This window comes from Oceanobacillus phoenicis, from assembly GCF_047238145.1.
Taxonomy (GTDB): Bacteria; Bacillota; Bacilli; order Bacillales; family Amphibacillaceae; genus Oceanobacillus.
In genome coordinates, this window is the sequence record NZ_JBDFME010000001.1 from 3,217,855 (window position 1) to 3,244,116 (window position 26,262).

At 34.1% G+C, this 26,262-nt stretch carries 31 protein-coding genes, 2 riboswitches and 1 other annotated feature; of the genes, 7 read left to right on the forward strand and 24 right to left on the reverse strand.

Annotated features, from left to right (window positions below; translation table 11 throughout):
- The first annotated feature begins 200 nt into the window (after positions 1–200).
- Both ABC346_RS16140 and ABC346_RS16145 read left to right on the forward strand, forming a co-directional pair.
- The gene (locus ABC346_RS16140; RefSeq protein WP_413235821.1) at positions 201–659 is read left to right on the forward strand and encodes an HIT family protein; all 459 of its coding nucleotides are present in this window, start codon (positions 201–203) and stop codon (positions 657–659) included.
- Positions 652–1,455, forward strand: coding sequence for a protein phosphatase 2C domain-containing protein (locus tag ABC346_RS16145; protein ID WP_413235822.1), 804 nt, complete (start codon positions 652–654; stop codon positions 1,453–1,455). The genes ABC346_RS16140 and ABC346_RS16145 overlap by 8 nt, the downstream gene beginning before the upstream one ends.
- Here the strand turns inward: ABC346_RS16145 and ABC346_RS16150 are convergent.
- Positions 1,452–2,060 (reverse strand): kinase, encoded by a 609-nt coding sequence (locus ABC346_RS16150; RefSeq protein ID WP_413235823.1) that lies wholly within the window; start codon positions 2,058–2,060, stop codon positions 1,452–1,454. The two genes, ABC346_RS16145 and ABC346_RS16150, sit on opposite strands and share 4 nt — an antisense overlap.
- Before the next feature lie 136 nt (positions 2,061–2,196).
- On the reverse strand, positions 2,197–2,589 hold the full coding sequence (locus tag ABC346_RS16155; protein WP_413235824.1) for a DUF4064 domain-containing protein: 393 nt from the start codon (positions 2,587–2,589) through the stop codon (positions 2,197–2,199).
- A gap of 417 nt (positions 2,590–3,006) precedes the next feature.
- Between ABC346_RS16155 and ABC346_RS16160 the strand changes: the two genes are divergently transcribed.
- Both ABC346_RS16160 and ABC346_RS16165 read left to right on the forward strand, forming a co-directional pair.
- Entirely contained in the window at positions 3,007–3,129 is a 123-nt protein-coding gene (locus tag ABC346_RS16160) for a hypothetical protein (RefSeq protein ID WP_413235825.1), read from the forward strand.
- A 2-nt stretch (positions 3,130–3,131) separates the two neighbouring features.
- Positions 3,132–3,749 carry a protein kinase family protein gene (locus tag ABC346_RS16165; protein ID WP_413235826.1) on the forward strand — a complete coding sequence of 206 codons (618 nt, stop codon included), beginning with the start codon at positions 3,132–3,134 and terminating at the stop codon, positions 3,747–3,749.
- 222 nt (positions 3,750–3,971) lie between these two features.
- Here the strand turns inward: ABC346_RS16165 and lipA are convergent, their stop codons facing one another.
- From lipA to ABC346_RS16180, 3 genes are all read right to left on the reverse strand, one after another.
- The gene (lipA, locus tag ABC346_RS16170; protein ID WP_413235827.1) at positions 3,972–4,916 is read right to left on the reverse strand and encodes a lipoyl synthase; all 945 of its coding nucleotides are present in this window, start codon (positions 4,914–4,916) and stop codon (positions 3,972–3,974) included.
- Complete coding sequence (locus tag ABC346_RS16175; RefSeq protein WP_413235828.1) at positions 4,909–5,730, reverse strand: lipoate--protein ligase family protein; 822 nt, start codon at positions 5,728–5,730, stop codon at positions 4,909–4,911. Before ABC346_RS16175 ends, lipA begins: the two co-directional genes overlap by 8 nt.
- 87 nt (positions 5,731–5,817) lie before the next feature.
- A riboswitch (TPP riboswitch) is annotated at positions 5,818–5,927 on the reverse strand.
- 111 nt (positions 5,928–6,038) lie between these two features.
- Positions 6,039–7,271, reverse strand: coding sequence for a dicarboxylate/amino acid:cation symporter (locus ABC346_RS16180; RefSeq protein WP_413235829.1), 1,233 nt, complete (start codon positions 7,269–7,271; stop codon positions 6,039–6,041).
- A 183-nt stretch (positions 7,272–7,454) separates the two neighbouring features.
- Here ABC346_RS16180 and ABC346_RS16185 point away from each other — a divergent pair, with 183 nt between their 5' ends.
- Positions 7,455–8,642 carry an MFS transporter gene (locus ABC346_RS16185; RefSeq protein ID WP_413235830.1) on the forward strand — a complete coding sequence of 396 codons (1,188 nt, stop codon included), beginning with the start codon at positions 7,455–7,457 and terminating at the stop codon, positions 8,640–8,642.
- Positions 8,643–8,686: 44 nt separating this feature from the next.
- Here ABC346_RS16185 and ABC346_RS16190 read toward each other — a convergent pair whose 3' ends face one another.
- The 10 genes from ABC346_RS16190 to ABC346_RS16235 all read right to left on the reverse strand — a co-directional run bounded on the left by ABC346_RS16190 (position 8,687) and on the right by ABC346_RS16235 (position 14,608).
- A complete protein-coding gene (locus tag ABC346_RS16190; RefSeq protein ID WP_413235831.1) occupies positions 8,687–9,220 on the reverse strand; it encodes a GNAT family N-acetyltransferase in 534 nt (177 codons plus the stop codon).
- A gap of 148 nt (positions 9,221–9,368) precedes the next feature.
- The gene (locus ABC346_RS16195) at positions 9,369–9,995 is read right to left on the reverse strand and encodes a DUF998 domain-containing protein (RefSeq protein WP_413235832.1); all 627 of its coding nucleotides are present in this window, start codon (positions 9,993–9,995) and stop codon (positions 9,369–9,371) included.
- A gap of 202 nt (positions 9,996–10,197) precedes the next feature.
- On the reverse strand, positions 10,198–11,199 hold the full coding sequence (locus tag ABC346_RS16200; protein WP_413235833.1) for a ZinT family metal-binding protein: 1,002 nt from the start codon (positions 11,197–11,199) through the stop codon (positions 10,198–10,200).
- A gap of 169 nt (positions 11,200–11,368) precedes the next feature.
- Complete coding sequence (locus ABC346_RS16205) at positions 11,369–11,698, reverse strand: HIT domain-containing protein (RefSeq protein WP_413235834.1); 330 nt, start codon at positions 11,696–11,698, stop codon at positions 11,369–11,371.
- A gap of 26 nt (positions 11,699–11,724) precedes the next feature.
- On the reverse strand, positions 11,725–12,444 hold the full coding sequence (locus ABC346_RS16210; protein ID WP_413235835.1) for a class I SAM-dependent methyltransferase: 720 nt from the start codon (positions 12,442–12,444) through the stop codon (positions 11,725–11,727).
- Between the two features lie 13 nt (positions 12,445–12,457).
- Positions 12,458–12,808: a GNAT family N-acetyltransferase gene (locus ABC346_RS16215; RefSeq protein WP_413235836.1), complete on the reverse strand. Its 351-nt coding sequence runs from the start codon at positions 12,806–12,808 to the stop codon at positions 12,458–12,460.
- Complete coding sequence (locus tag ABC346_RS16220) at positions 12,805–12,975, reverse strand: hypothetical protein (RefSeq protein WP_413235837.1); 171 nt, start codon at positions 12,973–12,975, stop codon at positions 12,805–12,807. Before ABC346_RS16220 ends, ABC346_RS16215 begins: the two co-directional genes overlap by 4 nt.
- 317 nt (positions 12,976–13,292) lie before the next feature.
- A complete protein-coding gene (locus ABC346_RS16225; RefSeq protein ID WP_077596294.1) occupies positions 13,293–13,493 on the reverse strand; it encodes a Fur-regulated basic protein FbpA in 201 nt (66 codons plus the stop codon).
- Between the two features lie 75 nt (positions 13,494–13,568).
- A riboswitch (SAM riboswitch) is annotated at positions 13,569–13,669 on the reverse strand.
- Between the two features lie 103 nt (positions 13,670–13,772).
- Complete coding sequence (locus ABC346_RS16230; RefSeq protein WP_413235838.1) at positions 13,773–14,312, reverse strand: HAD-IIIA family hydrolase; 540 nt, start codon at positions 14,310–14,312, stop codon at positions 13,773–13,775.
- A complete protein-coding gene (locus ABC346_RS16235) occupies positions 14,309–14,608 on the reverse strand; it encodes a hypothetical protein (RefSeq protein WP_413235839.1) in 300 nt (99 codons plus the stop codon). The genes ABC346_RS16230 and ABC346_RS16235 overlap by 4 nt, the downstream gene beginning before the upstream one ends.
- Before the next feature lie 119 nt (positions 14,609–14,727).
- Here ABC346_RS16235 and ABC346_RS16240 point away from each other — a divergent pair, with 119 nt between their 5' ends.
- Positions 14,728–15,024 carry a hypothetical protein gene (locus tag ABC346_RS16240; protein ID WP_413235840.1) on the forward strand — a complete coding sequence of 99 codons (297 nt, stop codon included), beginning with the start codon at positions 14,728–14,730 and terminating at the stop codon, positions 15,022–15,024.
- A gap of 153 nt (positions 15,025–15,177) precedes the next feature.
- Positions 15,178–16,386: a CynX/NimT family MFS transporter gene (locus ABC346_RS16245; RefSeq protein WP_413235841.1), complete on the forward strand. Its 1,209-nt coding sequence runs from the start codon at positions 15,178–15,180 to the stop codon at positions 16,384–16,386.
- Between the two features lie 356 nt (positions 16,387–16,742).
- Here ABC346_RS16245 and ABC346_RS16250 read toward each other — a convergent pair whose 3' ends face one another.
- From ABC346_RS16250 to ABC346_RS16290, 9 genes are all read right to left on the reverse strand, one after another.
- Positions 16,743–17,990: an MFS transporter gene (locus ABC346_RS16250; RefSeq protein WP_413235842.1), complete on the reverse strand. Its 1,248-nt coding sequence runs from the start codon at positions 17,988–17,990 to the stop codon at positions 16,743–16,745.
- A gap of 141 nt (positions 17,991–18,131) precedes the next feature.
- Entirely contained in the window at positions 18,132–18,689 is a 558-nt protein-coding gene (locus tag ABC346_RS16255) for a GNAT family N-acetyltransferase (RefSeq protein WP_413235843.1), read from the reverse strand.
- 3 nt (positions 18,690–18,692) lie between these two features.
- Complete coding sequence (locus tag ABC346_RS16260) at positions 18,693–19,229, reverse strand: GNAT family N-acetyltransferase (protein ID WP_413235844.1); 537 nt, start codon at positions 19,227–19,229, stop codon at positions 18,693–18,695.
- A gap of 43 nt (positions 19,230–19,272) precedes the next feature.
- Positions 19,273–19,485 (reverse strand) — a binding site (T-box leader).
- 88 nt (positions 19,486–19,573) lie between these two features.
- Entirely contained in the window at positions 19,574–20,335 is a 762-nt protein-coding gene (locus ABC346_RS16265; protein WP_413235845.1) for a sugar phosphate isomerase/epimerase family protein, read from the reverse strand.
- Positions 20,336–20,371: 36 nt separating this feature from the next.
- Complete coding sequence (locus ABC346_RS16270) at positions 20,372–20,545, reverse strand: hypothetical protein (protein ID WP_413235846.1); 174 nt, start codon at positions 20,543–20,545, stop codon at positions 20,372–20,374.
- A gap of 307 nt (positions 20,546–20,852) precedes the next feature.
- Positions 20,853–21,365: a nucleotidyltransferase domain-containing protein gene (locus ABC346_RS16275; RefSeq protein WP_413235847.1), complete on the reverse strand. Its 513-nt coding sequence runs from the start codon at positions 21,363–21,365 to the stop codon at positions 20,853–20,855.
- A 21-nt stretch (positions 21,366–21,386) separates the two neighbouring features.
- A complete protein-coding gene (locus ABC346_RS16280) occupies positions 21,387–22,598 on the reverse strand; it encodes an amidohydrolase (RefSeq protein WP_413235848.1) in 1,212 nt (403 codons plus the stop codon).
- A gap of 29 nt (positions 22,599–22,627) precedes the next feature.
- Positions 22,628–23,053 carry a MaoC family dehydratase gene (locus ABC346_RS16285; RefSeq protein WP_413235849.1) on the reverse strand — a complete coding sequence of 142 codons (426 nt, stop codon included), beginning with the start codon at positions 23,051–23,053 and terminating at the stop codon, positions 22,628–22,630.
- Positions 23,054–23,108: 55 nt separating this feature from the next.
- Positions 23,109–25,937 (reverse strand): LamG-like jellyroll fold domain-containing protein, encoded by a 2,829-nt coding sequence (locus tag ABC346_RS16290; RefSeq protein WP_413235850.1) that lies wholly within the window; start codon positions 25,935–25,937, stop codon positions 23,109–23,111.
- Positions 25,938–26,262 lie beyond the last annotated feature (325 nt).

A 26,262-nucleotide genomic window follows, 5' to 3' on the forward strand; every position in this document is an offset into this window, starting at 1 on the left:
TCCTTCTAAAAAAACACCTAAGCCCGTCCAACTTCGTCCAAATTGTGGAGTCATCATTTCGCTTATACTGTTTGGCGGTATATCTAGCTTACTATTCCCTTTTAAAGCTTATTTTTTTACGAATAATTCCGAATAATTATTTCCCTTAGGTAATTTTTATTATATAATCATAAAAATCACCTAAGGGAGGAGAATAGGTTATGAAAGAAAAAGATTGCTTTATTTGCCAAAAACACAAAGGCGATATTTCTGCATCTCAATTTAAAATATATGAAAATAATGATGTTTATGTGGGACATATCGATAACAATAATCAGCAAAGTTACCTAGGATATATAATGATAGATTTGAAAAGGCATATTCCAACTTTAGGAGATATGAGTGTAGAAGAATCAAAAGCTTTTGGATTAATAATTGCTTCTGTTAGCAAAGCTTTAATGGAGTGCGAGAAAGCAGAACATGTTTATGCAATTGTTTCTGGTGATAATGTTCCTCATTTACACATGCATATTATTCCTCGTTATCTTAATACACCAAAGAAATTTTGGGGACCTAGTGGCGTACAAGATTGGCCAGAGGCTCCAAGAGGTAATACAAAAGAAATACTGGAAATCTGTAACCGTTTAAAATTGTATTTGGAGAATTCTACTTATGAATAATTGTATTAGTTGGGTTGGTAGTGATCAAACTTTTATAGATGAACCAAGCGTAGTTCAATATAAACATATAAACTTAGGTAGGCTTGGAGGAAATTCTAAAACCGGGCAAAATAAAAATGAAGATGGTTGTTTAATATGGTGGAGCCCTGAACAAAGCTGGGAATTTATCATACTCCTGGATGCACATAACAGTGATGACAGTGCTAAACTTATTATTCATTATTTAATGGAAGCAAGATCCGATTTTTTAACGATTTTGGAATTACCGGTTCAGCAAAGTTTTCAATTAGTAGAAGAAATAATACTCCATATCTTTCGTTCGAAAAAGTTCCAAGCTGACTGTAAAAACATTAAGGGTGAATCATCTTGTTTAATCGTCTTGAGAAAGGAAAAATACATTTGGTGGTTTTCAGTAGGAGATTGTCTACTATACTACTTCCATCCTGATTTAATTCAATTAGGACAATATCAATTGAATCAAAGACAATTTTTCGAATGGATTGGACAAATCAACACATTTGATCAAGAAGTCCCTTGTTATAGCACTGGAGTTCGAGAACTAAGAAAAGGAGAAAACCATTTCTTTCTCTGTACAGATGGTTTAATAGAATGTCCTCAAGCGCCCTTTACACACCCAGAGAGAATTTTTAATTTATTTTCAGAATCTACACAACAGGATACAGAAATAATTTTTTCAATGTTAGAAACTTTACAATCTAATGAGGTCAAGGATAGTACGACCATCATTTCTTGGAAAGTATTAAATTCCAAAAATGCATCGATGCCGAGTAATTAATGTAAATCTAATACCTTGTTAGCAGTTGATTTCGGTTGTTGAAGATTCATATAGTAATCCTCTGCTAACCAGTACCTTCTTTTATATTTTGCCATTCTGTCTGCATAGGAACCGATGTATGTGTCACGATTTAACGCTCTCTGATATCTAGTATTTCTTGGACAGTCTAAGAAAATCGTATAATCATAATACGCTTTCCACTCTTCCCGCAATAGGAAAACTCCTTCAATGATAACGATACAATTTCTTGGTAATAAAATTTGTTGTTTATCAATACTATCTTTCTCGCGATTATTATATGGAAGCGTTAATGAAGTTCGATTTTGGTGCAATTCTTCAAATAGACATTTTTTAATACATTGCACGTCCCATTGTAACTGATAATATTCATACCATTCCTCGTAACCAGTATCATAGCGATTTTTACTTGTTACAATATATTCATCAATATGAATAACAATGTATTTTGGGTTGTTTTGCTTCAGTTTCTGAACAATTGTCGTCTTTCCAGTACCACTTAAACCATCAATTCCTACTATAAATGGTCTTTCTACGTTTTGCGTTTTATATTGCTCTTGTATAAGTGTATGTATAATATTATCCATAGGAGTACCTCAATCTAATAAGTTTAGTTGTTCGTGTTCTTTGAAGAATCTGCTACTTCATAAGTAGACAGAAAACAATGACTACATAAATCAGTACAACTTAATAATGCAATAGGTATTAACATCCTCAACTATTTTATACAGTAATTTGATCTTTCGGTTTTCTAACAAAACACATTATACCTGCAATGATGTATAATAACGTATGAATACCCAACCCTGTAAAAACAAACATTCCTGTTATACAGCTAGCTGAAATAAATAATATACCAGCTAATTTACTATTTACTTTCAATTTTAGAACACCTATTAATCCTAATACAAAACTAAGTAAATACATCACTGCCGGGAGCCATAATAGATGAAGAAAAATAGAAAAGATCATAGGTAATTCTCCTTGAGGAACAACAGATGTGCCCTCTCTTAGATTTACATTAATTATAAGTGCAAATACACCTAGGAAAATTACAAATCCTGCATCGACACAAACTGCAATGGTACTCAATATCTTTTCAACAGAACGGTTCACTCACTTCTCTCCTTTCATTCATCCATCCGTATATTTTGTTAACTCTATTTCTCGTAACCGTAGCACACAGGAAATCAACATTTTCGAGTTAAATTTAGTCATATGAATACTTTCTTGTGAATAGTATAATTTATCCTAACGCAAACTGCCAAATATTCTAAGAATGAGATTCAAGTTTTATATTATATGATGCTAAATACTTGCTTATAAAAGAACAAGCCTATATAATAAATTCAAATATCATTGAAATTAATCCCAAAGGGGAGTAGCATAATAGCAGCTGTCGTCATTACAGGAGAAATCCTCGGCACTGCTGGCAACGTTTTATAACGTCGCTTGCGAGACCTTTGCTCAATTTAGTGGGCAAAGGTCTCTTTTTATGGACTTATTGCCACACTTTTAAAAGGAGGTAATTCTATGTCTAAACTTACAAAATTATTAAAGTCAAAAGTGGTAAAAGAAGGTATGAAACAAGCTCAAAAACATGCCCTACCATTAATTAAAAAGGAACTAGCCAAAAGGAAAGGTAAGTTTAAATAATAATGAAACCATCTCGATACAACTTCTATGTCTCTAGCGTTTCATTTTTAAATAAAAATAATCACGTAAAAGTGCTGAAACACCACCCTGACTTACAAGTTTATGGAATGGGAAGAAGTGCTGTTGTATTTAAAGTGATCGGAGAACATAGAGTCATTAAAATATTTTATCCACCTTTTGAAGAAACAGCTATTCAAGAGAAAAATAACTATGAAAAACTAAAAGGTAGTAATTATTATCCAACCATTTATGAATCTGGGCCAAACTATTTGGTAATGGATTTGATTGAAGGAAAAACTTTTTTTGAATGTTTGGCGGAAGGAATTTTATTAAAATCAGACTACGTACACCAAGTTGACAATGGATTACAATACGCAAGGGATGTTGGTTTAAATCCATCCGATATTCATTTACACAATTTGATTGTCACAAAAGAAGGATCGATTAAAATTATTGATGTCGCACGTTTTTCTCAAGAAAAACAATGTACTCAATGGCAGGATTTAAAAAACGGATATGAAAAATACTACCATCGAACTTATTTTCCTACTAAAATTCCAAAATGGATAATGAATAGTGTTTCCAAAATATACCGACTTCGTAATAAGTTGTCTATCTAATAAGAAGTTAACACAAAAGGGTTACTCGAAATTCAAATGATTTAGTTTAAATCAGGAATATACTCATTTATCTCACTGGAGGCTGGTCTAGATTCCTATTGCTCATACATCGGGAATCAACTAAACCTTCCACTCACATGATGTATATTTCTGCCGATTATTCCATTATCATACGTCTTTCGAGCAACCCGTTTTATTTTGTCTATGCCTTACTTATAGTACTTAGAAATTAAAATCCAATTGACTATTTTCTTGCTTCTCTACACCTTTCATGTACTTAATTCTTCGTTGAGCTGCTGCATTAGACACTTGTTCATCCGCATGGTATGAGGAACGAACTAATGGACCAGATTCACAATGGGAGAAGCCTTTTTCTAAGGCAATGTTTTTCAATTCTTCAAATTCATCTGGATGATAATAACGCACTACCTCTAAATGCTTTTTCGTTGGCTGTAAATATTGGCCAAGTGTAACAATATCCACATTATGTTCTAATAAATCATCCATTGCTTGAATAATCTCTTCTTTTTCTTCTCCTAAGCCAACCATTATACTTGATTTTGTCGGTGTATTTGGAGCTATCTCTTTTACACGTCGAAGTAACTCTAATGAACGATCATATGTGGCTCTAGCTCGTACCCGTTTTGTAAGTCTTCGCACGGTCTCAATATTATGATTAAAAATATCTGGTCCACTATCCATTAATGTATGGAGACTCTCATAATCTCCTTTCATATCCGAAGGCAATATTTCAATAGTACAACCAGGATTCTTTCTCCGTATAGCTCGGACAGTTTCCGCAAATACTGCTGCACCGCCATCATTCAAATCATCTCGAGCTACTGCTGTTACTACCACATGTTTTAAACCCATTACGGTGACTGAGTCAGCCACTCGTTCTGGTTCTCCCCAATCCAGTTCATTTGGTAACCCTGTTTTTACTGCACAGAATCTGCATCCTCTTGTACACGTATCTCCTAAGATCATAAATGTAGCTGTTTTCCGTTCACTCCAGCATTCATGTAAATTTGGACAGCGCGCCTCCTCACAAACCGTATTTAACCGATTTTCACGCATTAATTTTTTTAAATTTCGATACGATTTATTCGTATTAATTCTTGTTTTTAACCAATCTGGCTTACGTACATGAGTTTGTTGATTAGACATGTGAAACAGCTCCTTTTATATTATTCTCTGAATAATTTGCTTCGGCAATCTGATATACTTCCTTCCACTGTTCATCTGTCAACGTTATTGGCTCTAATTCGATATTTAAAATTTCTGAAAAACCTTGTTGAAAAGCATTACGCACCACTTCATAGGATTGCTTCTCTCCTAACTCCGTATTAATAGTGGTCGCTTTTTTATAAAACCCTTGTTTTTTTCTTTTTTTCAATTGTTCTGTAGAAAATTGAAATAAATCAAACAGCATTTCCACATTCATAGAGATAGGGATTGATCCATGTTGAAGAAGTATGCCTCTTTTCCTTATTTGTGCATTACCAGAAATCTTCTTGCCATTTGCAACTAATTCATAAAATGCAGGCTGCTCAAAACAAATCGTGCTACGTTCTTTAGAAATTTGTTCAGAGGCATAATCTACTTGAATCCCAAGCAATTGATAGGCTCTTAATATACCTTTTGATAAATCGTAATATGCTTGACGAATAGATGATGCAACTCTCTCATGCTCTTCTGAAATGACAATACTGTATGTCAATTCATCCTCATGCAATACAGCACTTCCTCCTGTCATTCTTCTCACCAATTGACAATGATGCTTTTTCATACCTTGAAAATCAATTTTCCCATCTACTTTCTGAAAATATCCTATAGAGAGTGTCGGTTTATTCCATCGATAAAATCGCAATGCTGGTGGAATTTCACCTTTTCGATGCCAATGCAACAAAGCTTCATCTAGCGCCATATTAATTGCTGCATCTTGAGGAGTGTTTTCTAAAAACGCCCATTTTTCACGCAAAGACTTTTCCTCCTTAGCGAACTTTTTCACTTTTACGCAAACAAAAAAGACCACATTCATCATGAGAGAATGCAGTCAACATACTTATACCTATTGACCACACTTCCTCACGCAGGCATTATCCTGTTCGAGTACAAAGGGTCTAAACAATCCGAAGTTCATCTCAGCTATTTACTATAGCTCCCCTAGTGTGAAAAAATTCTATTTAAATGTCAATTTCATTTACTAACAAACCAAGCTTACCAATAATGGAATATAATGTAAAGACACTTTTTTACTTCGTTGATATAGGAAGTGCCCTTAAAAGCCTAGGCTAGATTTTCACTCTTCTCCATCCAATCTTTCCCTTCAATTTGTCTGGTTACTAGCATGCTTGAAACGGTATCACCAGTAACGTTAACCATTGTTGCAGGTGGATCAACAACTACTCCAATGGCGGTTATGATTGGTAATGCCTCCATTGGTAAACCATAAAGTGTAATTATCATCATTTCTCCCATAAATCCACCGCCAGGAATTCCGCTCATTACAATCCCAGACAATAAGCAGATTCCAATAGCAGTTAGGAAAGTATCAAATCCGGAAAAATCCAAATTGAATACCCCAAAAACAAATGCAATTTTAAGCATTGCAGATAAGCACGATCCGTCCATATGAATCGTTGCCCCTAAAGGAAGCACCGTTTCGCGGACATCTTTTGGAACGCCAATACGTTTAGCCGCTTGTAAGTTTACAGGTAGAGCAGCGATACTACTTCCAGTACCTAGTGAAGTTGCTGCTGGAGCTAGGATATTTTTCCAAAAACGAGTAACTCCCTTCTTACCACCAGCAAGAAATGCATATAAGGTGAACCCAATTGCAAAATATAATACAGAAACTGGGTAATAAATGATGATTGCTTTCGCATAATCTCCAATTAATTCCGCTCCAAATTCACCAACAAGTGCTGCAAAGTACGCCCCTAGACCAATCGGGGCATAGTACATCACAAGTTTTATGATTTTCATAAACACCTCAGATGCACTAGTTAGAAATGTAGCAAATGGTCTACCTTTTTCCCCAGTTAAACCAGTCGCCACCCCAATTAATACAGAAAAAACAATTAGTGCTAACATATTGTCACGAGAAAACAAATCAACAAAATCTGGTACTGTAAACGTATTAACCAATTGTTCAGACAAGCTTTGTTCTTCCACATTTTCCGGTGTGTCTAAAGAAATATTCACACCAGAACCCGGTTCAAAAATAACAGTAGCAACTAACATAAATATAGATGCAATAATTCCTGTCACGACAAATACTGTAATCATTGAGCCCATAATCTTGCCAAGACGTTTCATGCTATTCATACCAGCAATCGCCGATGATATGGTAAAGAAAACTAAAGGAATAACAATCATAAATAACAAATTAATAAATAAATCCCCAAGTGGTTTAATAATCGTTGCTTCTTCACCAAATACAATCCCTATAATACTTCCAATAATGATCGATGTCAGTAAAATAATAGGAAATCGATATGCTTTGAATTTTTCTTTCATGTATCTCACCTTCATTATGTAATTTCATTAACTTAGTATATTCTACTCCTTTTTGTATTGAAGTCAAAGAGGCAAATGAAGTAATTATTTTTTCTATAACTATTTATATTTTACTCTAGACATCAGGTGGCTTCTGTCATATCATATTCACTATGTATTTTTTAAACAAAGAGGTGAGATGATATGCCGATGAAATTTTCTCGAAATACTATTCTAGCTATCTTCATGATTGGTACATTCGCGATAGGAATGACAGAATATGTTGTTACTGGATTACTAACACAATTCGCAACAGATCTAGATGTACCAGTATCCACTACAGGACTATTATTAAGTGTTTATGCTATCAGTGTTGCTGTATTCGGTCCTATACTAAGAATGATTACAGTAAAATACTCACCAAAACCCTTATTAATTGGCTTGATATCCATATTTATTATAAGTAATATCGTTGCAGCACTAGCTCCAAATTTTGAGGTGCTTTTATTATCAAGGTTACTATCAGCAACAATGCATGCACCTTTCTTTGGATTGACCATGAGTCTTGCTGTTGAAATTTCTAAACCAGAAAAAAGAACAAGTGCCATAGCTGCAGTTCAAGGTGGATTAACCATTGCTGTTATGCTTGGTGTTCCATTCGGCTCGTTTGTTGGAGGATATTTCGATTGGAGACTTGTTTTTTGGATTATCGCCTTATTAGGTGCGATTACTTTAATTGGTTTACTTTTAGTTACACCTAACATTAGACCAGCAGAACAACCAAAACTTAGAAAAGAATTAACCGTATTAAAAAATAAAAATGTACTAATGATCATTGCGGTTATTGTTTTTGGTTTTTCTGGTGTTTTCACTGCATATACGTTTAAGGAACCCATGTTAAGAGAAATTGCTGGTTTTGGCGTGACAGGTGTTACAATTGGACTGTTTTTATTTGGACTAGGTGCCGTTATTGGTAACTTTATCTCAGGAAGTATCCAGCCATCTAAATTAACCGAACGTTTAATCGTTACCTTAGCAACACTTGGAGCCGTACTATTTTTATTTACATTTTTATTATCTATGCCATTTCTCGCTTATGTTGCATGTTTTCTATTTGGAGCAGGAACATTTGGAACCACTCCAATTCTAAATTCAAAAATTATTCTAGCTGCTACAGAAGCACCCGCTCTATCTGGCACCATAGCGGCTTCCGTATTTAATCTCGCAAACTCTATTGGTGCCACTTTAGGAAGTTTCCTATTAAATTCGGGTTTTTCTTATTCACAAATCACATTTGTAGCAGCTGGAATGATTTTATTCGGTATGCTATTGATGATAATAACGCATAAAATAGAAGATAAATCATTGTTTTCTATTGCTACTGACAAATAAATTTAGAAGAGGAGATTCTCTGAAATAGAGTCTCCTCTTCTATATTATTGATCGTTCCACTCTTCTCGCAATATCCCCATACGGATAGAGTCGTAATACTCCCCGTTATAATAACGGACTTTACGTATTTTTCCTTCCATCATCATTCCTAACTTTTCAGCAACACGAATCATCCTCTTATTTCCCGACCAAGTAGTTAGACCTACTCTAACAACAGGCAGTTGCTCAAAAAGATGATTTATCCATAATTTTAAAGCTTTTGTTCCATAGCCCATACCCCAATTACTGCCTTCATAAAAGATAATCCCCATCTCTAGCCAATTCTTTTGTTCATCTTCATAATAATATGAAACGGTACCATGGACATCATTATTTACACAAATTACCCATCTAGATTTAGCATTAATCCATGCTTCAGCTTCTTTCATGAAACGTTCGTAAGACATACTTTCATGGGAGAAATATGGAGCATCCCATTGTTTCCACTCCGGATTTTCTTCTTTATAGATTAATTCCCATAGACGTTTTAAATCTTTTTCTTGAATTGGACGTATTGTCAATTTTTGATCTTTATACATGCGAATCCTCTTTTCATTAAAATTTCTTTTTACTAACCATTGATTGAAAAGAAGACGAAAAAGAAACAATCTACTTATCAATCACCTTTTTAACTGAAATCTGTTTCATTGTTATCACACCTTTTTAAAATTTAAGTAAAACATCATATCACCTATACGCACCTTTATTATTAGATAACATAATTGCTAAGACAGTCCCCCACAGAAATGTCACACCATAAAACATACGTTGGAGTAGTCCCGCTGGCAAAGGAATAAAAATAAGAAGTATAATAAACACTACTAAAATGATAAGAGAAATTAATATGCTATACGTCCACCATTTCCCTCTTACTAATATCTTTCCAAATAACCATAGCCCAATTAAAAAAGTCACCATTCCTAACTGAGCAAAAATAGAGTGCCAGAATAAATTGACATCTGCAGGAATAAATCCGGAAACAATATTTCCTAATGCTAGTAACAATAAACATATAGTACCTATCAGATTCTTTTTATTATGTTCGAGCTGTTGAGAAAGATATAGTATTCCTATTGAAAAGGTAATCCCATTAATAACAAATAATACATTCATCCAAAAATGATAAGGAGAACAAATCTCATAAGCTGCTAGAGCATAGGTATATTCACCACAACTTGTAATTCCCAAATCACTCATGGCATGATTCATCACACTATACGGAGCGATGGAAGACATCACAAAAAAAGGTTCAAGTACAAAATACATACAAGTGAGAATCCAACTTGTTATACCTACCTTTTTAGAAATTTTCATTTTAATTACTCCTTCTAAATTTATCCCGCTAGTTAATGTAATATCCCATTTACCTTTTATAAAGGCCTATATAGTTAATAGAGATTCCTATTTGTTAATTAGGATTAAGTATTATTTCTATATTCATTACCTCTTTTCCTCTAAATACTTACAAATAAAAAAGAGAATCCAATAAACATCGGATTCTCTGCTTGTAAATATATTAGTGCGCAATCATCTCGTGAACAATAGCTTCTTCACTCATTTTGGATGGATAGTATGTTGGCCAATGTTCAACTTCTTCTAATAATGCTTGTCTGTCATCTCCCCAATAAAGATGGAAATGTCCAGAATCAGTTGGGAATATCGAATGATCACTAAATTGAATATAAGTTGGTAACCCTTCTGACTCTTCCTCTAGCTTAAATATAAATCGTACTCCTCGATTTCCTGCTTCGTAATTGAGGATTTCATAACCATCATATTGATACTCACCAGTTTGTTCTTCTTCTCCCTCAAAGAAAGTTACTTCATTACCATCTATCACGATTCTATTAACATCTGTTACATAACCAGTTTCATAATAATCTTTGTATTCTTCTTCTGTCATATCCTCACTTTCTTCAGCCTTGTGTGCATAGACTTCATCGAGTGTACCGTTTTGATGTAACGGATATACAGATTGCCAATCGCCTTCCCAGTCTCCTAAAGTACGATCTTCCACTTGTTCATCTTCAAAATAACCATCATAAATTTGTTGAGATTCTTCATCATGAGCATGACTATGTCCATGTCCGTGATCATCTATTACAACTTCTATAACTTCTGATTGAGCATATGGTTCGTGATCATCATTAAATAAAACTGCTATAATTTGTTGTCCATCAACTTCCGCATCGCCAAAAAATTTCGTATCATCTAATTCTGGTACTGCTTCCCATTCATCTTCAGATGAATTTCTTGTGTACCAATGCCAATGATTAAATTCACTATCTTCTTCAAGCCCTGCAGTTAATTTAATTAAGTCACCCGTATGATAATGATCAGAGACTCCATCAATATTGACTTTTTCTGGTGCATCTCCAATCTCTACCTCGTGACTGTGATCATGTTCTTCTTCAGCATTTGCTCCCTCTTCAGAATTATCATCTGCTGACTGACAGCCCATGATAAATAGTAGACTTAGTAATAGTACGCTAAGCCCCTTTCCCCATATTTTCTTCATATAGATTCTCTCCTTTATGTAATCGTAATTGTTACGATTCGTAATGATTACGATTTAAATTATACATAGGCCACACCACACCGTCAAGATAATTTTTTTCCAAAATAAAAAAAGCCTCTTATAGAGACTTTTCATTGTTGATTTAAACTAGAAATTACGTACACAATTATTATCTAAATTTCTCTCCAGATATAATATGCCAATGAAGATGTTTTGAATCTTGATAATCACCTAAATTTGTAATGACACGGCAAGCACCATCTTCTTCTTTTACCATAGCAGCAACTTGCTTTATTACAAAAAATAACTCTATTAACAAATCATTATCTTTTTCTTCCAAAGATAGAAGAGAGTCAATATGGATTTTCGGAATTGCAACAATATGAGTTGGCCAAAATGGATTTGTATGATGGTAAGCTAATACATTTTCTGTTTCCATCACCTTCTCCACTAACATATTACCACTTAAAACTTCATCACAATAAAAATCTTCCGTCATATACTTCCCTCCATATTTTCTGATCATTATTTTGTACTGTAGAAGATAAATGATGATGATTCTTCTCTTGCCTCTTTTAATTCCCAATCTCCATAACATTTAACATCAGAAAATCCGGCTTTTTCTAAGGCAACCTTTACTTCTTTTTGAGTACGAAATCGCAATTGCAGTTTTTCCCGTTGGATAACCTCTCCAGACTTAACACTTTTTACAGTTTCATAGAACGTAAATATTTGTTTTTCGTCCATTCCATCGTATTCGGTCCAAATTTCTAATTCTTCTCCTGACCTAGGGTGTGTTGCAATATCAGGTGTTTTATCTGCCATCCATTTTTTCCACACTTCTGCTCTTGGATTACGTGTATCAAATATGAAACATCCGCCTTCTTTTAATGAACGAATAACATTGTTGGTTACTTGCTCCCAATCTATATCTGTAAGAAATACTTGCGCAACATTTGCAGTCATAATCACCACATCATATGTGTTTGTCTTTAGATCCCCACTATCTCCAATAATCCATTCAACTTGATTGGATGTTTGTTTCGTCTTAGCAAGCTCAATTGCTTCTTTATTTGGATCAATTGCGGTTACATTAAAACCCGTTTCAGCAAAATGTATGGTAAGCCTTCCTGTTCCACAACCTAGATCGGCTAAGTTTTTCCCACTTAACTCTTTTAATAGTGATAGAAAAAATGTATCGTCCTTACCAAACGTATTTAGTTGGTCATATACTAGCGGAATCATACGCCACCTCGCTTTAGTGTCTTTTTAGTCTTTTACCGAAAATCGCAAATGCTTTTCCTTCTTCATTTGGATAAAATTGCTGTTTTATCCATTCCCAATGCTGATTCTTATAAAATTGTATAGCAGTCATATTATCTTGTTGTGTCGTCAAAATAGCTGTATTTGTTGTAGCATCTTTTAACAGTCTGTCTAATAAATCTCTTCCATATCCTGACTTTCGATAAGGTGAGTCCACAATTATTTCTCCAACTTCATAGCAGTTGGAGAGCCAATCTTGATATTCCTGTTGATTCAGGTGATTAGCAATTAGATTATGGTAATATTGACCTTTTAATGATAAATAACCATAAGCAAAACCAATCAATTTAGCTTCTTCCGATTAATCATACGTCCTTGAAAACCATCATAGGCCATATGTTTCTTTATCCGATGAGTTATCTCTAAAGAATCATTACTCCAGACTTTACTATATAACGTGGAAATTAAGTTAACATCCTCTTCACTATGTATTGATTTAAAGTTTATTTGCATACCAGTCATCTCCAACATACTTCATTTTATCATTTAATTCAGAAAAATACATAATTCTTATTCATTTAATAGTATATTCTGGAAATCAAGTTACTGTTGATTTATCAGTAAAAGAAGAAATTCCTATTGAAGTAACAGATAAAGTTGAAGTTGGATTTACTGGAAATGTCAGAGAAAATAGTCCGCCAGTTGGATAGATACTCTATGTAAAACTAATTGATAATTAAGTAATTTTGCTATGAGTTATACATTTGATGTAAAAATGAAATAAAAAAACCTCGCAAATGCGAGGATAAAGTTTGTATCAAAATATAAAGTTAAAAATTCTCCCAATGAATGGCACCTTTACCAGCATGCGGGTGATCATTATATTGAAGCTTAAAATATTCATATTCTAACTCCGCGGTTGTAAGCTCATAAAGATGTCTGTTCCCTTTTTTAAAGTGATTAGATGCAATTAATTTCTCAATTAATTCATTTTTTCTTCTTTCTGATTCATCTTCGTTCCAGAAAACCATATTCAAATCCTCCTCTTCTATAAGTATGATCATGGCAAAGATAAGAAGAGAGAATTTGTATCGTACGATAACCTCAACTTATCTTTCAAGCTAATGCTTGCAGGATTTAGCACAGACAAATGCACTCTGTTGCTGAGGTTTCAACGGGCCAGTCCCTCCACCTCTCTTGATAAGTATTTTTATACAATTTATTATAAACACATTAATCCGATTTGTCTACTATGATTAAACTCCTAATCAGTTCATCTTATTTATTAATTTGCTTAAATTCAACCATTTCTAAAGGAACTGGTATCTATACCCTATCCAATTTACGGCTTCCGTAAGATTTTCCGCTACAAAATCAATTTCGATTCCTTTTAGCTTTTCAAAATGGTCATGAAGTGTAGATGTTCCTGCCCCTGTTTTTACTAATATCTTTACTGAATTTGTCTTGGAAGCTGCCACCATATCACTCCATCTATCACCAATTATAATACAATTATTTAAGTTTAATTGATATTTATTAGAAGCATCTTTCAACATACCTCCATTAGGTTTTCGACATTTACAGCCTTCTTTATGATGATGCGGACATATGAATACATCATCAAAACCAAAACCTATTAATTCTTTATAGAAATCTTCTTTCCTCGCCTCTCCAAAAGAAATACCTGGCTGATTCGTAAATGAAAACACTTGAACAGATTTTTTTAGATAATCTATATTCTCTTTCGATTTCTCAAACATCTTAAAATCACCAGGATAATGTACCTTATCATCTCCACCAATGGTCCCTTCCCTATCTAAAAACACTGCTTCAAGCTTTTTGTTCATCATAACTCTCTCACCCCAAAAATGGAAGAAACATTTAAAGTAACCGTTAAACCCACTAGTATTGCAGATATCAAAACCGTGCTACCCGAAACATCCATTAATGCTGACCAATCTTGAATTCTCACGAGGTGATTTTGATAAAATAACTGAAAACATATTGCAATAGAACATGCACTTAGACTTACTAACATTAGAATATTTTTTTTCAATTTATGTTTATGTGTGGATAATAGATTGATAACGGGAAGAATTAATGCTATTATCCCTAATAATACACTTGCTATATTTAATATTGCCATTGCTAGTATTCCCGCTTTTATTAAATAGACGTAAACTTATTTATAACAGACGCAAAATTTTAATAAATACTTAATTCAGATTATTGTAAACCTTTCTATCTATTTAAGGAGAGCCGAAAATGAAATTCACTTTAGAAATCATTCGTATACTCATAATTCTTGGACTATTGGGATTTATTTTCAGTATAGCTATTATGTTTATCTATTCATCCATCGGAATTCAATTAGATAATCATTATGGAGGATTAATTGCTGGTATTGGTATCATTATTTCTATTTTTATATTATATCGGAACAAATTACAATTCTCTGGATTTTATAAAAGTGATAAAAATGTGAAGTTATCAAAAACAGTTAGTATTTTTTTAATATCAATTTCTATCATCATGTTAGTCATTGCCCCCTACTTACCATAAGTTGTAATATGTGTTTGGTTACCTTTTAGCTTAAATCCTCTAAAACTCAGAATAAATAATCATTAATTATTTTCTTTCTCCCTATGATCAATTTATGTATAATTAACTTTTGATATATTAGCTAACGAAGATTAATCATAAGGGAGAAACACCATGCAACATATTTCAAACTCAACAAAACAGCGTTATTATACATTTCTATTAATTTTAGCAATCCTATTTATAGCTTCTACACTACGTTCCCCCATCACTTCCGTTGGTCCATTAATTCCGATATTTCGAAATGAATTAGAAGTGACAAATGCCATGATCGGTTTAATTAACACCTTACCTTTAATAGCATTTGGAATTTTTTCTTCATTTGTTCCTACATTGTCTAGAAAACTTGGCATGGAAATTACGTTATTAATGGCAATGGTAGTCTTATCCATAGGTATATATGTTCGATCAATTGGCGATATATCCATGTTGTTATTCGGAACACTGCTTCTTGGAATAGCGATATCTGTGGGAAATGTACTAATGCCAGGACTAATCAAATCAAGCTTTCCGTATCGTATCGGACTTATGACTGGTATTTATTCTGTAACCATGAATTTATTTGGGGCGCTGGCTTCAGGATTATCTGTCCCTATCACTTCCATTCCTTCATTGGATTGGCGCAATGCAATGCAAGTTTGGAGCGTCATTTCCATGATTGCTGTAATTATATTATTATTACGACTACCTATAATCCGCTCCTCACGAAAAAAAGTATTCGTAGATGTAAAGAGTCAACCTCCTACTGCTTTATTCAAATCGAAAATAGCTTGGGCGGTCACATTCTTCATGGGTTTTCAATCATTAATTCCATACAGTCTGTTTACTTGGCTTCCAGATATCTTATTAGCAAAAGGATTCTCTGAAAGCGACGCTGGTTGGTTTATTGCAATTCTACAGATGGGCATCATTCCAACGACATTTGTCGCACCAATCATTGCAGGGAAAATGAATAATCAACGAATAATTGGTTGCATTGCAGGACTTCTATTTTTTAGTGGGCTACTAGGAATAACACTTACATCATCAAATTTAATTATTGCTTTCTTAATATTAACTGGAATCGGTGCCGGAACAGCGTTTAGTCTAGCAATGATGTTTTTTGTTCTTCGTACAGAAACAGTCGCTCAATCTTCACAGTTATCTAGTATGGCACAATCAATCGGCTATATGGTTGCTGCACTTGGTCCATTACTACTTGGTTTCATCTCAGAATGGACCAATGGATGGACAACTCCTTTAGTCATTTTAATGATTGTTGCTTTATGTATAGCACTACTCGGAACCATCGCGGGGAAAAATGAAAAAATTAAATTTGAATAAAAAATGAATGGAACTACCTTTCTTTGAAAATGAAGGTAGTTCTTTTACTTTAAGCCGAAATTTTCCTACCAATTCATCAATGAGTCACCTGATTTCCAGGTAACGTTTCATTTTGGGCACTCATCTTGTCTATGAGTTACCATTCTTCTCCGTTCCTTTTAATTGTGAGCGCTCATATCGCCTATGAGTTACCGTTCTTTTCTGTTCCCTTTAATTCTGGGCATTCATCTCGCTTATGAATTACCATTCTTCTCTGTTCCTTTTAATTCTGGGCATTCATCTCACTTATGAGTTACCATATTTTCCTGTTCTTTCTAATTATGGGCGCTCATCTCGGATTTAAAAAATCAGCTGACTTATTCTTTAAATCTATTATATATTGGTTGGATCTTGTTCATGGTGACCCCTTGTTGTTTATATCTTAAAATAAATATCCCGCATAATAACAAAACAATAAAACCAAAAATTAAGGCTAAGCTAGAATTCCATTCTGAAATCAAGCCTGATAAAAGCGTACCCAAAATTGTAGCAAATCCACTAAGTACAATAATTGCACTCCGAACTCTAGCAATGAGTTGATCTGGCGTAATACCTTGCTGAACAGTAAATTGTACTACAAAGGCCATGGATAATGCCCCGTCAAATATAATCATTCCAATACAAATGATAATAAACTGATGTGAAGTTAATAATAATATCCCTAACGATGAAATTATTAGCAAACCACTTAATAAGTACAACCAATTGATTCTCTTAAATCTAGGCATGATCAGTACACCTATTATATTTCCTACTCCCGCGCACGAAAGCAATATTCCTATTGAAGTTTCAGTAAAATCAAGTGCTGTTTTTGCATGAATAATAATAGTCAGCTCTATAAATACCGTTGTAAATCCAAGAACGACAGCGGAAATGGTGGAAATTATCTGTGAATCATTCGCATAAAGATAATTAACCCCTTCTCTAGCTTCGTTTATAAAATTCCTGAGTTTCTCTTTTTTATTTATATTAATTTTTTGGTGGATATTTTCATTACGGTATTTCACTAAAGAAATAATAATCATACAAATAAGAATTAAAATTCCACAAATAACTAAAGTAATGTTCGGTCCATATGTAGCTAAAATCACTCCACCTAGTGCAGGACCAATAAATGTTACAATAGCATCTGCAGCCTCTAATAAATTATTCGCACTTAACAACCTTTCTCTACTAACAATTTTGGGTACCATTGCTGTCAATGTAATACGCAACATTAGTTCTACAAATCCCATAAGGAAAAGTATGATTCCAATGATGACTAAACTGGAGTCGTCAATAGTTATCAAAAATGCTAATAGAAATACTAACATGGCATATATCAAGTTACATATGGTTGAAATTAACACTAAGTTCCTTTTTTCAATCCATGTACCTAGAGGAATAGAAAATAGTATGGAACTAAGTCGTTGAGATAAAAGTACAAAAGATGTTAACAGCGGCGAACCAGAAAGACCGAGTGCAATTATCGGTAATATCAGTTCTCGAAAACGATTGCTTAATATATTGGATATACTGTGGAACCACAACTTAGCAAAATCGGCATTAATCAGCCATTTATTCAATTTAACACACCTCTATTTAAAGTTTATGAATCACCTTCCTTTTATTGAAATTTGAGTAGTTAATCCATTACGAACAAAGTAAATCCTCCTCATCATTGATCTAATACTATTATACATAGAAGATTCAGAAAAAAGATGATATTAGAGTATATTCTTCTTATGCCAATCTAAAAAACTATTTCTTTCAATTACATTTAAAATACACGGTTCTCTTGCTTCACTCTCCATCTTAGCGTGTTGCTCTGGAAAATTTACTCCTTCGTCTATTTTTATATAGGGGAGTTTCTCTTGAGATTTCTGAGACCGAATATTTGTTTTCTTCGCTCCTGCAAATACTCTTTCTAATTTCATATTTTCAAAAGCATGATAAAGAATTTCAATTTTCGCTAGCTCGTTATACCCTTTTCCCCAATGCTTTATCCCTAACCATGTTCCGATTTCACTCGTTTTTTTCTTTTGATTAATTTCTTTCAGTGTAATAACACCTATTGGTTCGTCAATCTCATTGAGAATAATTCTTGAACATAGATTTCCTTGTCTTTCTGCTTCTATTACAAAATGAATATAATCGATCGTTCCTTGGACAGAAGACTGTGCTTTCGTTAATCCTAATGTGTCTCTAATCTTTGGTTCTGATGATTGTTTTGATAACGCAGCTGCATATTTAATGTCTGGAGTAGCTAACTGTACCTGGACCACTTTTTATTCCTCCTCACCGCTTAGTGAATGAAGCACTTCATTCACTTGATTCCATTCATATATCAGCAAAGATAATTCTTTACCTCCGTATGTTACCGACGATGACGAAGTTAATGTTGCCCCATAATATTCATAAAAGTAACGCGTTCGATTATCCTCAAGCACTTCTACAAACACTTTACGATATCCTAATTCTTCAAGATGTAATAACACCTCTCGAAGTAACTGTTTTCCAATCCCTCTTCCTTGATAGGTTTCTAGTAAATATAAGGAAGTTAAATCACCAGTATTTTCATAAGTATTGGTCGACCTTTTTCCTCCATCGGCAAATCCAATAATTTTTCCTTGTTCATTTTCCGCCACCACTATAATACTTTTATCTTCTGAAATATTCGATTCCCATATTTGTTCTCGCTGTTGATAGGTTAACTTTTTTAAATAACTACCTGGAACAATACCCTTGTAAGTTTCTTTCCAGCTATCTACATGAACGATAGCAATTCCACGAGCATCTTCAAACAAAGCCTTCCTAATCTTCATTGAATCCCCTCCATATTATAAAACTATAAAAAGCCTGTCATCTCTAAGAGACGACAGGCTTTACCTACGCGTTACCACTCTTGTTAGTTCGCATAATGGCGAACTCACTCTGCACGTATAACGACGCAACCCGTTAAGATTTATTAATAATCTTAAAGCTCCAAGGCGAGTTCAGGAACTCATTTACTGTCTTGCACCAGCCGACAGTTCTCTTTATAAATAAGTAATCCTTACTACTCCTCTTCATTGCCTATATTGTATTTCAATTAGCTTACCACACCCACCAAAAATGTCAATAAGTTCAGAATATTTTTGGTGTGATGAGCTTTTAAATTATAGTATGATTACTCAATCTCTTGTAACATATCTTTTAAAGCGCTTAGATTTTTTCCAGCACTCTTTAATGGATCTCCTGTAAAATGTTCTTGTTCTACAATAAACCATTCCACATTGTTCTTTATTCCTGTTTGGATGAGAGACCGAACGTCAAGCGTACCATTTCCAATCTCCGTAGAGACTTTTTCTCCATTCTCTTCCTTAATATCTTTTATATGGAGCGATATGCAACGGTTCTTATAATCGTTAATAATATTTATCGGATCATATTTTGCGTAAGTGGCCCAATAACAATCTAGTTCTATCTTCACTAATTCTGGGTCTGTATTTTCAAAAATCAAAGAAAAACCAGTTTCATTTTCTACTTTCTCAAATTCAAATGCATGATTATGATAGGCAAACTGAAATCCTGAGTCTTTCAGTTCCTTTCCAATTTGATTAAAAAGTTCAGCGTTTTTCAGATAGTCCTCTTTAGTCTGTCTCATTTCTTCCGGAAGATAAGGACAAATAATTAATGAATTATTGATAGAATGGTTGAATTTTTTTACGCTATCAAGATTTTCTTGTAGTTGATCAATTGGAACATGCGCACCTGCAGGAATCGTTTCTGATCTTACTAAAGTTGAATCCACATCTTCAGCTGAAGTATCATAAAATCCTGCGAATTGAACCCCTTCATACCCAATAGCTCCTACATCTTTCAATAAATTCTGGAAATTATCAGCAGCAGCTTCCCTCAACGTGTATAACTGTAAACCTATTTTACTCATAAAATACTCCTCCTTCTTATCATGTCTCATAACAAACTAATCTAATTGTTTCTCATAACAATTACATTCATGAACACGTCTATAATTCATTTTCATTTCTTCGTGCTTATTTCCAACATAGTGCGCAAATGCCTTGACTGGAAAAATATGAGGAATGTTACTTGATAAAGTGTCTTTCATCTCATCTTCTTCCATATAGAATGAATGCATTTGAACCGAATCCGCCTACAATTAAATTAACATTGCTAGAGAATTGTATGTCATAAACCGCTTTAAACTTGTCTGTCTCCTTTCTGATAATTGGTATAATATTTCGGTGAACTTCTTTAATTACTGGTATAGATGAAGAATATTTATGTATAGATTGAAGAAGTCTTTCTTCCGTGTCTTTGCAATGATAGGCAAAATATTCTTCAAAACTAGTAGAGTATTGACTATAATATTTTTTTAGAAAGGAGATGGACGGTTCATAGTTATTTAAAAAGTAAGGTACCGTATCAATTAATTTTAAAAAAAATCACACCTCAATAATCTTTCGTAGTAATTTTTTACTTTCCTCATCTTTTTGACGATGAGGATATCCTATTTTTGAATAAGTCAGTTTTTCTTCAAGTAGTTGCTTTGGATGTATTAGCTTAATCGATATATTCGAAAATATAACTGGTTCTTGCGTTAAAGAATCTTTTCTCCATACCCATTCAGGCAGTTCATGCATAATCAAATCGCCATCTGAATTATAATCTAAATATCCAAAAGATACTTCAACATCCTCTTTTAAGAAAATTGACTGTCTGTTTTGAAAGGGCTCTTTAACAACAACTGGAATAAAGTCTTTCTGTATTAATTCTCTTTCTAATTTTTCACGATTCTTTACAAATGTAACAATATCGATATCCGAGTGCTCTCTTGTAATTTTTTTTAACAGAAAGTCTATAGCCCAGCCACCTTTAAGCCAAATATCAATATTTAAACTATCCGATATTATTGTTATATCTTTCAATATAATAAGCTGTTCCTTTCCTCCATCCATTTCTTTGCTCCTCTTAATCATCTACAAACTATGCACAACTGTCCCTTTATAGAAACTAAATTTAACCGGACTTTGTCTTGCCACAAATTCTGCTGCTGATGAACTATCTACTAATAGGAAACTAGCATCCATATCTTTTTTAAGCCATGTTTTCCCTTTCTCTAAATTAAGTGGTTTTCCAGTTATAAGAGCTAAAGAGTCCGTTAGCGCTTCCTGAGTCGTTAAACGATGAATTTCAGCATAACGATTTAATTTTTCTAAGATATTTCCAGTACCAAAAGGCGACCAAGAATCATAAACATTATCACATCCTAAATTCACGTTAACACCTGCTGTTCTTAATTCTTCTAATGGAGGAATCCTCCCATTAATTGGAACACTAGATATAACAGAAATACCAAGTTCTGCTAATTCACTAAATACCATTTCCCGTTCTTCTCCCACAAAGTCATTCAATCCAAAGGCATGACTAATTGCCACTTTCCCCTGCCAATTACTTTGTTTTGTATATTCTATTAATTTTTTAACTGTTTCTGTTCCATGTTCAAAACGATCATGTACGTGTATATCAATAGGAACATTGAATTGTACTGCAAGCTCGAATGTCTGACTCAACGATCTTTCTAGGTCATCATCTAATGAAGAAGGGTCCACACCACCAATGATTTGCACACCTGATTCCAATGCTTTTTTCACATCATCATATGCATTTGAACGAAGCATACCGTGTTGTGGAAATGCGACAAGTTCGTAATCTAGCTTTCCTTGGTATTCTTCTAAGGTTTCTAATACTCCTTCAAGATATCGCTGCCCTACTTTAGGATGAACATCGATATGTGAGCGAAAAAATGTAACTCCATTAAACATTTCTGTTTCAATTAAGTTTTTTGCTCTCTCTTTTAAAGAAAGAGAAAGCTTATCTAATTCATCTATTTCACTCGTAAACCGTTCTACAATATTATTTGCCGGAGTAATTGGTTTCCAAGGAACACCAAGCTTACTTTTATCCAGATGACAATGCATTTCTCTTAATGTCGGTAAAATAAGATAATTATTTCCATCTATCTCATTTTTCCCGTTTGGATTAAAGTTTTGATGGGCTATTATATCGCTTATTTTCCCATTTATAATCTCTATATCTACAGTTTCAAATTTACTACCATATGTAAACCCTTTACTCTCCAAATACACCTTCTCTACTTTTACATTTCGTAACCACGTTGATTCACTCATCCGAACACTCCTCCTAAATCATGTGAAATTTAAAGCCTCATCAGAGCAGACAATTCTCCTTGCAAGACTTTTTCTCCACCATCATTAAATGTTTTTAATAGTACTTTCAGAATACCTTGTTTATTTTTTAAGACTTTCAATTCCGTTATCTCTACTACTGCATATAACCTATCATTTGGAAATACAGGTTTTATAAATTTTATATTATTCATTTGTAATCCGGCAATTATATCTTCACCGTATACTTCTTCTTCCACCCATAGTTTAAAAGACAGCGCAAGTGTATGCATTCCAGAAGCTATGATGCCATCAAAAACCCCTTCTTTTGCTTTCTTTTCGTCTAAGTGCATATATTGTGGATCAAATTCACTTGCAAATTTAGTTATATCTTCTTTCGAAACCTTTAGTGATTTCGTTGTAAAAACCTCTCCTACTGAAAGTTCATCAAACTTCATATAGCACCTCTTAATATATTCTCTTTAATAAGTATAATTTAAATAACAAAATACTTTAATTAACAGTGTCGTTTTTCTTTCTAACTATGAATAATACACCAGCACCAATTGCGGATAATATTACTCCTAATAGCAGCCAGTTATATCGGTTAGTAGCAGTTTCAGGAAGTGTTCCCTCCTGTTTTTCTTCATCTAAATTACCATCATCTCCAGATCCACCTTCGTTATTCGGATCTTCACCATCTTTTCCCTTTTCCCCTTCTTTGGAACCATTGCCGTCTGTTCCATCATCAGATTCATCTTCATTTCCTGACGTATCATCATCCTCCTCTGATGCGGGATATTCGTACAGTGACTGCACTTCTTCAGCTGCAAGTACGAAACCATCATAGACACGAACTTCATCCATTAATCCTTTAAATGGTGTATCCCAAAAGTTCACACCTAAACTAAATTGAGCATCTTCTGTTGTAAAAATATTAGGGAAATTATCATCGGAAAACTTTTCTTCTCCATTAATATATACAGTTGCTTTTCCTTCATCAACAGTAAAGGCGAAATGTGTCCATTTTCCAGTTAAAATAACGGAATCAGATAAAGCATCATACCAGTCATTCCCATTATGTGCCCATACCTTGGTTACATTTTGAGCATTTGGTACAAGACTAATCCAATTATTTTCTGTTCTAGCTCCAAAAAATGTAGTAGTAAATTCAGTTATTTCCTCAGGTTTCATCCATAACGATATAGAATATTGATTACTAGCGATTAAACCATCAGCTAACTTTAATCCAGAATCACCATTAAATTTCGCTGCCTGACCCACAATTCCATCTGCAAAGGTAATCTCTCCACCTATATTATTTATCCGATTCCCGGTGATAGTAGCATCTTCATGATTTCCGGAACGATCTGAAAAACCATCACTAAAATCATAATACGCTGTCAATCCACCTTGTTCACGTGCAGGTACAGTTATGGATAGAGTGAGTGTTTCTGTTACTTCACCTAATGTAATTGTTGCAGTCAGTTCAACCCTCGCATCATCCGATTCGAATGGAGGCCGATTCACATCGCCTTCTGGTGAAATAACTTCTGGGTGAGAGGATTCCCATGAAATTTCTGCCCCTTGCGTTGCCAATGTCGGTAAATCTAAGTCGGCTATGGCACGTTCAGGTATGCTTTCAATTAATTCCTGTTTTATACTATCTACTACTTCTCTATCATCTCTAGTTTCTGTACGACTTCCCCAGACTACTACACCTTCATTTGACATTGCACTGAATGTCATCACCCATTTTTCAGATGTAGGATCATACTGGCGAATAAACACACCGTCGTATGTTTCATTCTCCACTATTAACTCGACACGGTAATCATCATAAAGCTCCCATGTGCCTGTCACAGCTCCAGAAATAGTGTGATCATTATTTAATTTGACCCATGTTGATTCGGTTAACTCACCAGTAATTTCTTTACCATGATTTACAAATTTATAGTTTCCAACTACATCAGGTTCCGTTACCGCTTCAATCCCTTCTCCTGCATAGTGATATGGTGTCGGTACTGGCCAAGCATCACTATTTTTAAACATTTGGTGCACACGAACTTGGTGCATTTCTCCTTGCTGAGGAAATCGTGTATGAGTCACAATGAACTCTTTTCCGAGTTCCTCATCAATTAAATATGAATTATGTCCCGGTGCCATATACCCTGTACCTATTCCTGCACCTTTTTCACCATAGTCTCTCTTAAACAGGAAGTTTCCCATCATTTTATTACCAATTTCTTTATGATCATCATTACCAGGGAAATTACCTACACCTATATCAAAGGTTCCAGGAAAAACTGCTTCATTTCCAGCGGCATCTACATAAGGACCTTCCATATTTTCTGATCGAAACTGGCGCATTTGATATCCCCCATCAGAGGCTAGTCCACCATATGTAATGTAGAGGTAATAATAACCTGTTTCTTCATCATAGACTGCATAGGTTCCTTCACCAGATCTTCCATACCCACCAGCAATTTTTGTACCAAAATATCGATCAATCATTCTACCATCAGATGTTTCTCCATCTTCCCCTGGATAGATAGGTGTACCTGTTTCTTTATCTAATTCTAAAATAAAGGTACCACCTGACCAAGATCCATAAGTCATAAACAAGTCGCCATTTTCATCGTAGAGAATATTGGCGTCAATCGCATTTGTATAAAGAGCGTTGTTGAAATTGCCTTCTTCGGTAAACCAATCTGGATTTACATTCTCAATAATTCCTTCTTCTATAAGATAAGATATATTTGTATTTTCCCAATGTTTATTCACATCACTATTATCGTCATAACTTTCGTCATTCGTAAAACCAGAGTACATAATCGTGTCCGTATATTCATAAGGACCTTCAATATCTTTTGATACCGCTATACCGATAGCTGAACGGATATAAGTAGAAGAAACACTATAATACAGCATATACGCACCGGTTGAACCATCTTCCCAGACATAGTCTTTATTCCAGAATATATCTGGTGCCCATACAGCATAGCCTCCTGTACTATCCGTATCATCCTCCCCAGCCCATTCGAATGATTCTGCTAGGTTAGCAGATAAATCGCCATAGATAGGGTTATTTTCAGGCGTTTGATATTCACTGTCCACTATAGAATTCCAGTTACTTAAATCATTTGATCGAGCAACCGCTATATGAGAACCAAACACATAGTACGTTCCATCTTCCACTTTAATTATCGATGGATCATGTACAGAAGCCCGATCAAAATCTATAGATTCGGGATGTGTTTGCTCATTTCCCAATACGGTTATAGGGACGATGCAGATCAATAAAACCCCAAATACTGACACTCTTCTTATGAAAGTAAACATAGTTTTCTTCTCCTTTCACCTTCTCCATTTTTGATAGCGCATTCATTCAATCTTAATTTAAGAAATTTCTTGAAGTCTTCTCAATATCTATCCTAGTAAATTTATTTCCGCTTCTAATGATGTTACATCTCTTTAAGAATCTAACAATTGATTATCTAGATCGTCCTAGTTGGGAATCTCAACTACTAAATGTAAAAGAGACAAATACATAATCCAATCTAATTCCGCTAAGATAGATTCTATTTTATATACATTATTTGGATAATATTTTATAACAACTATCTCTAAATAATTGGCTTTCTCTTTTTTTATGGATGCTCCCATA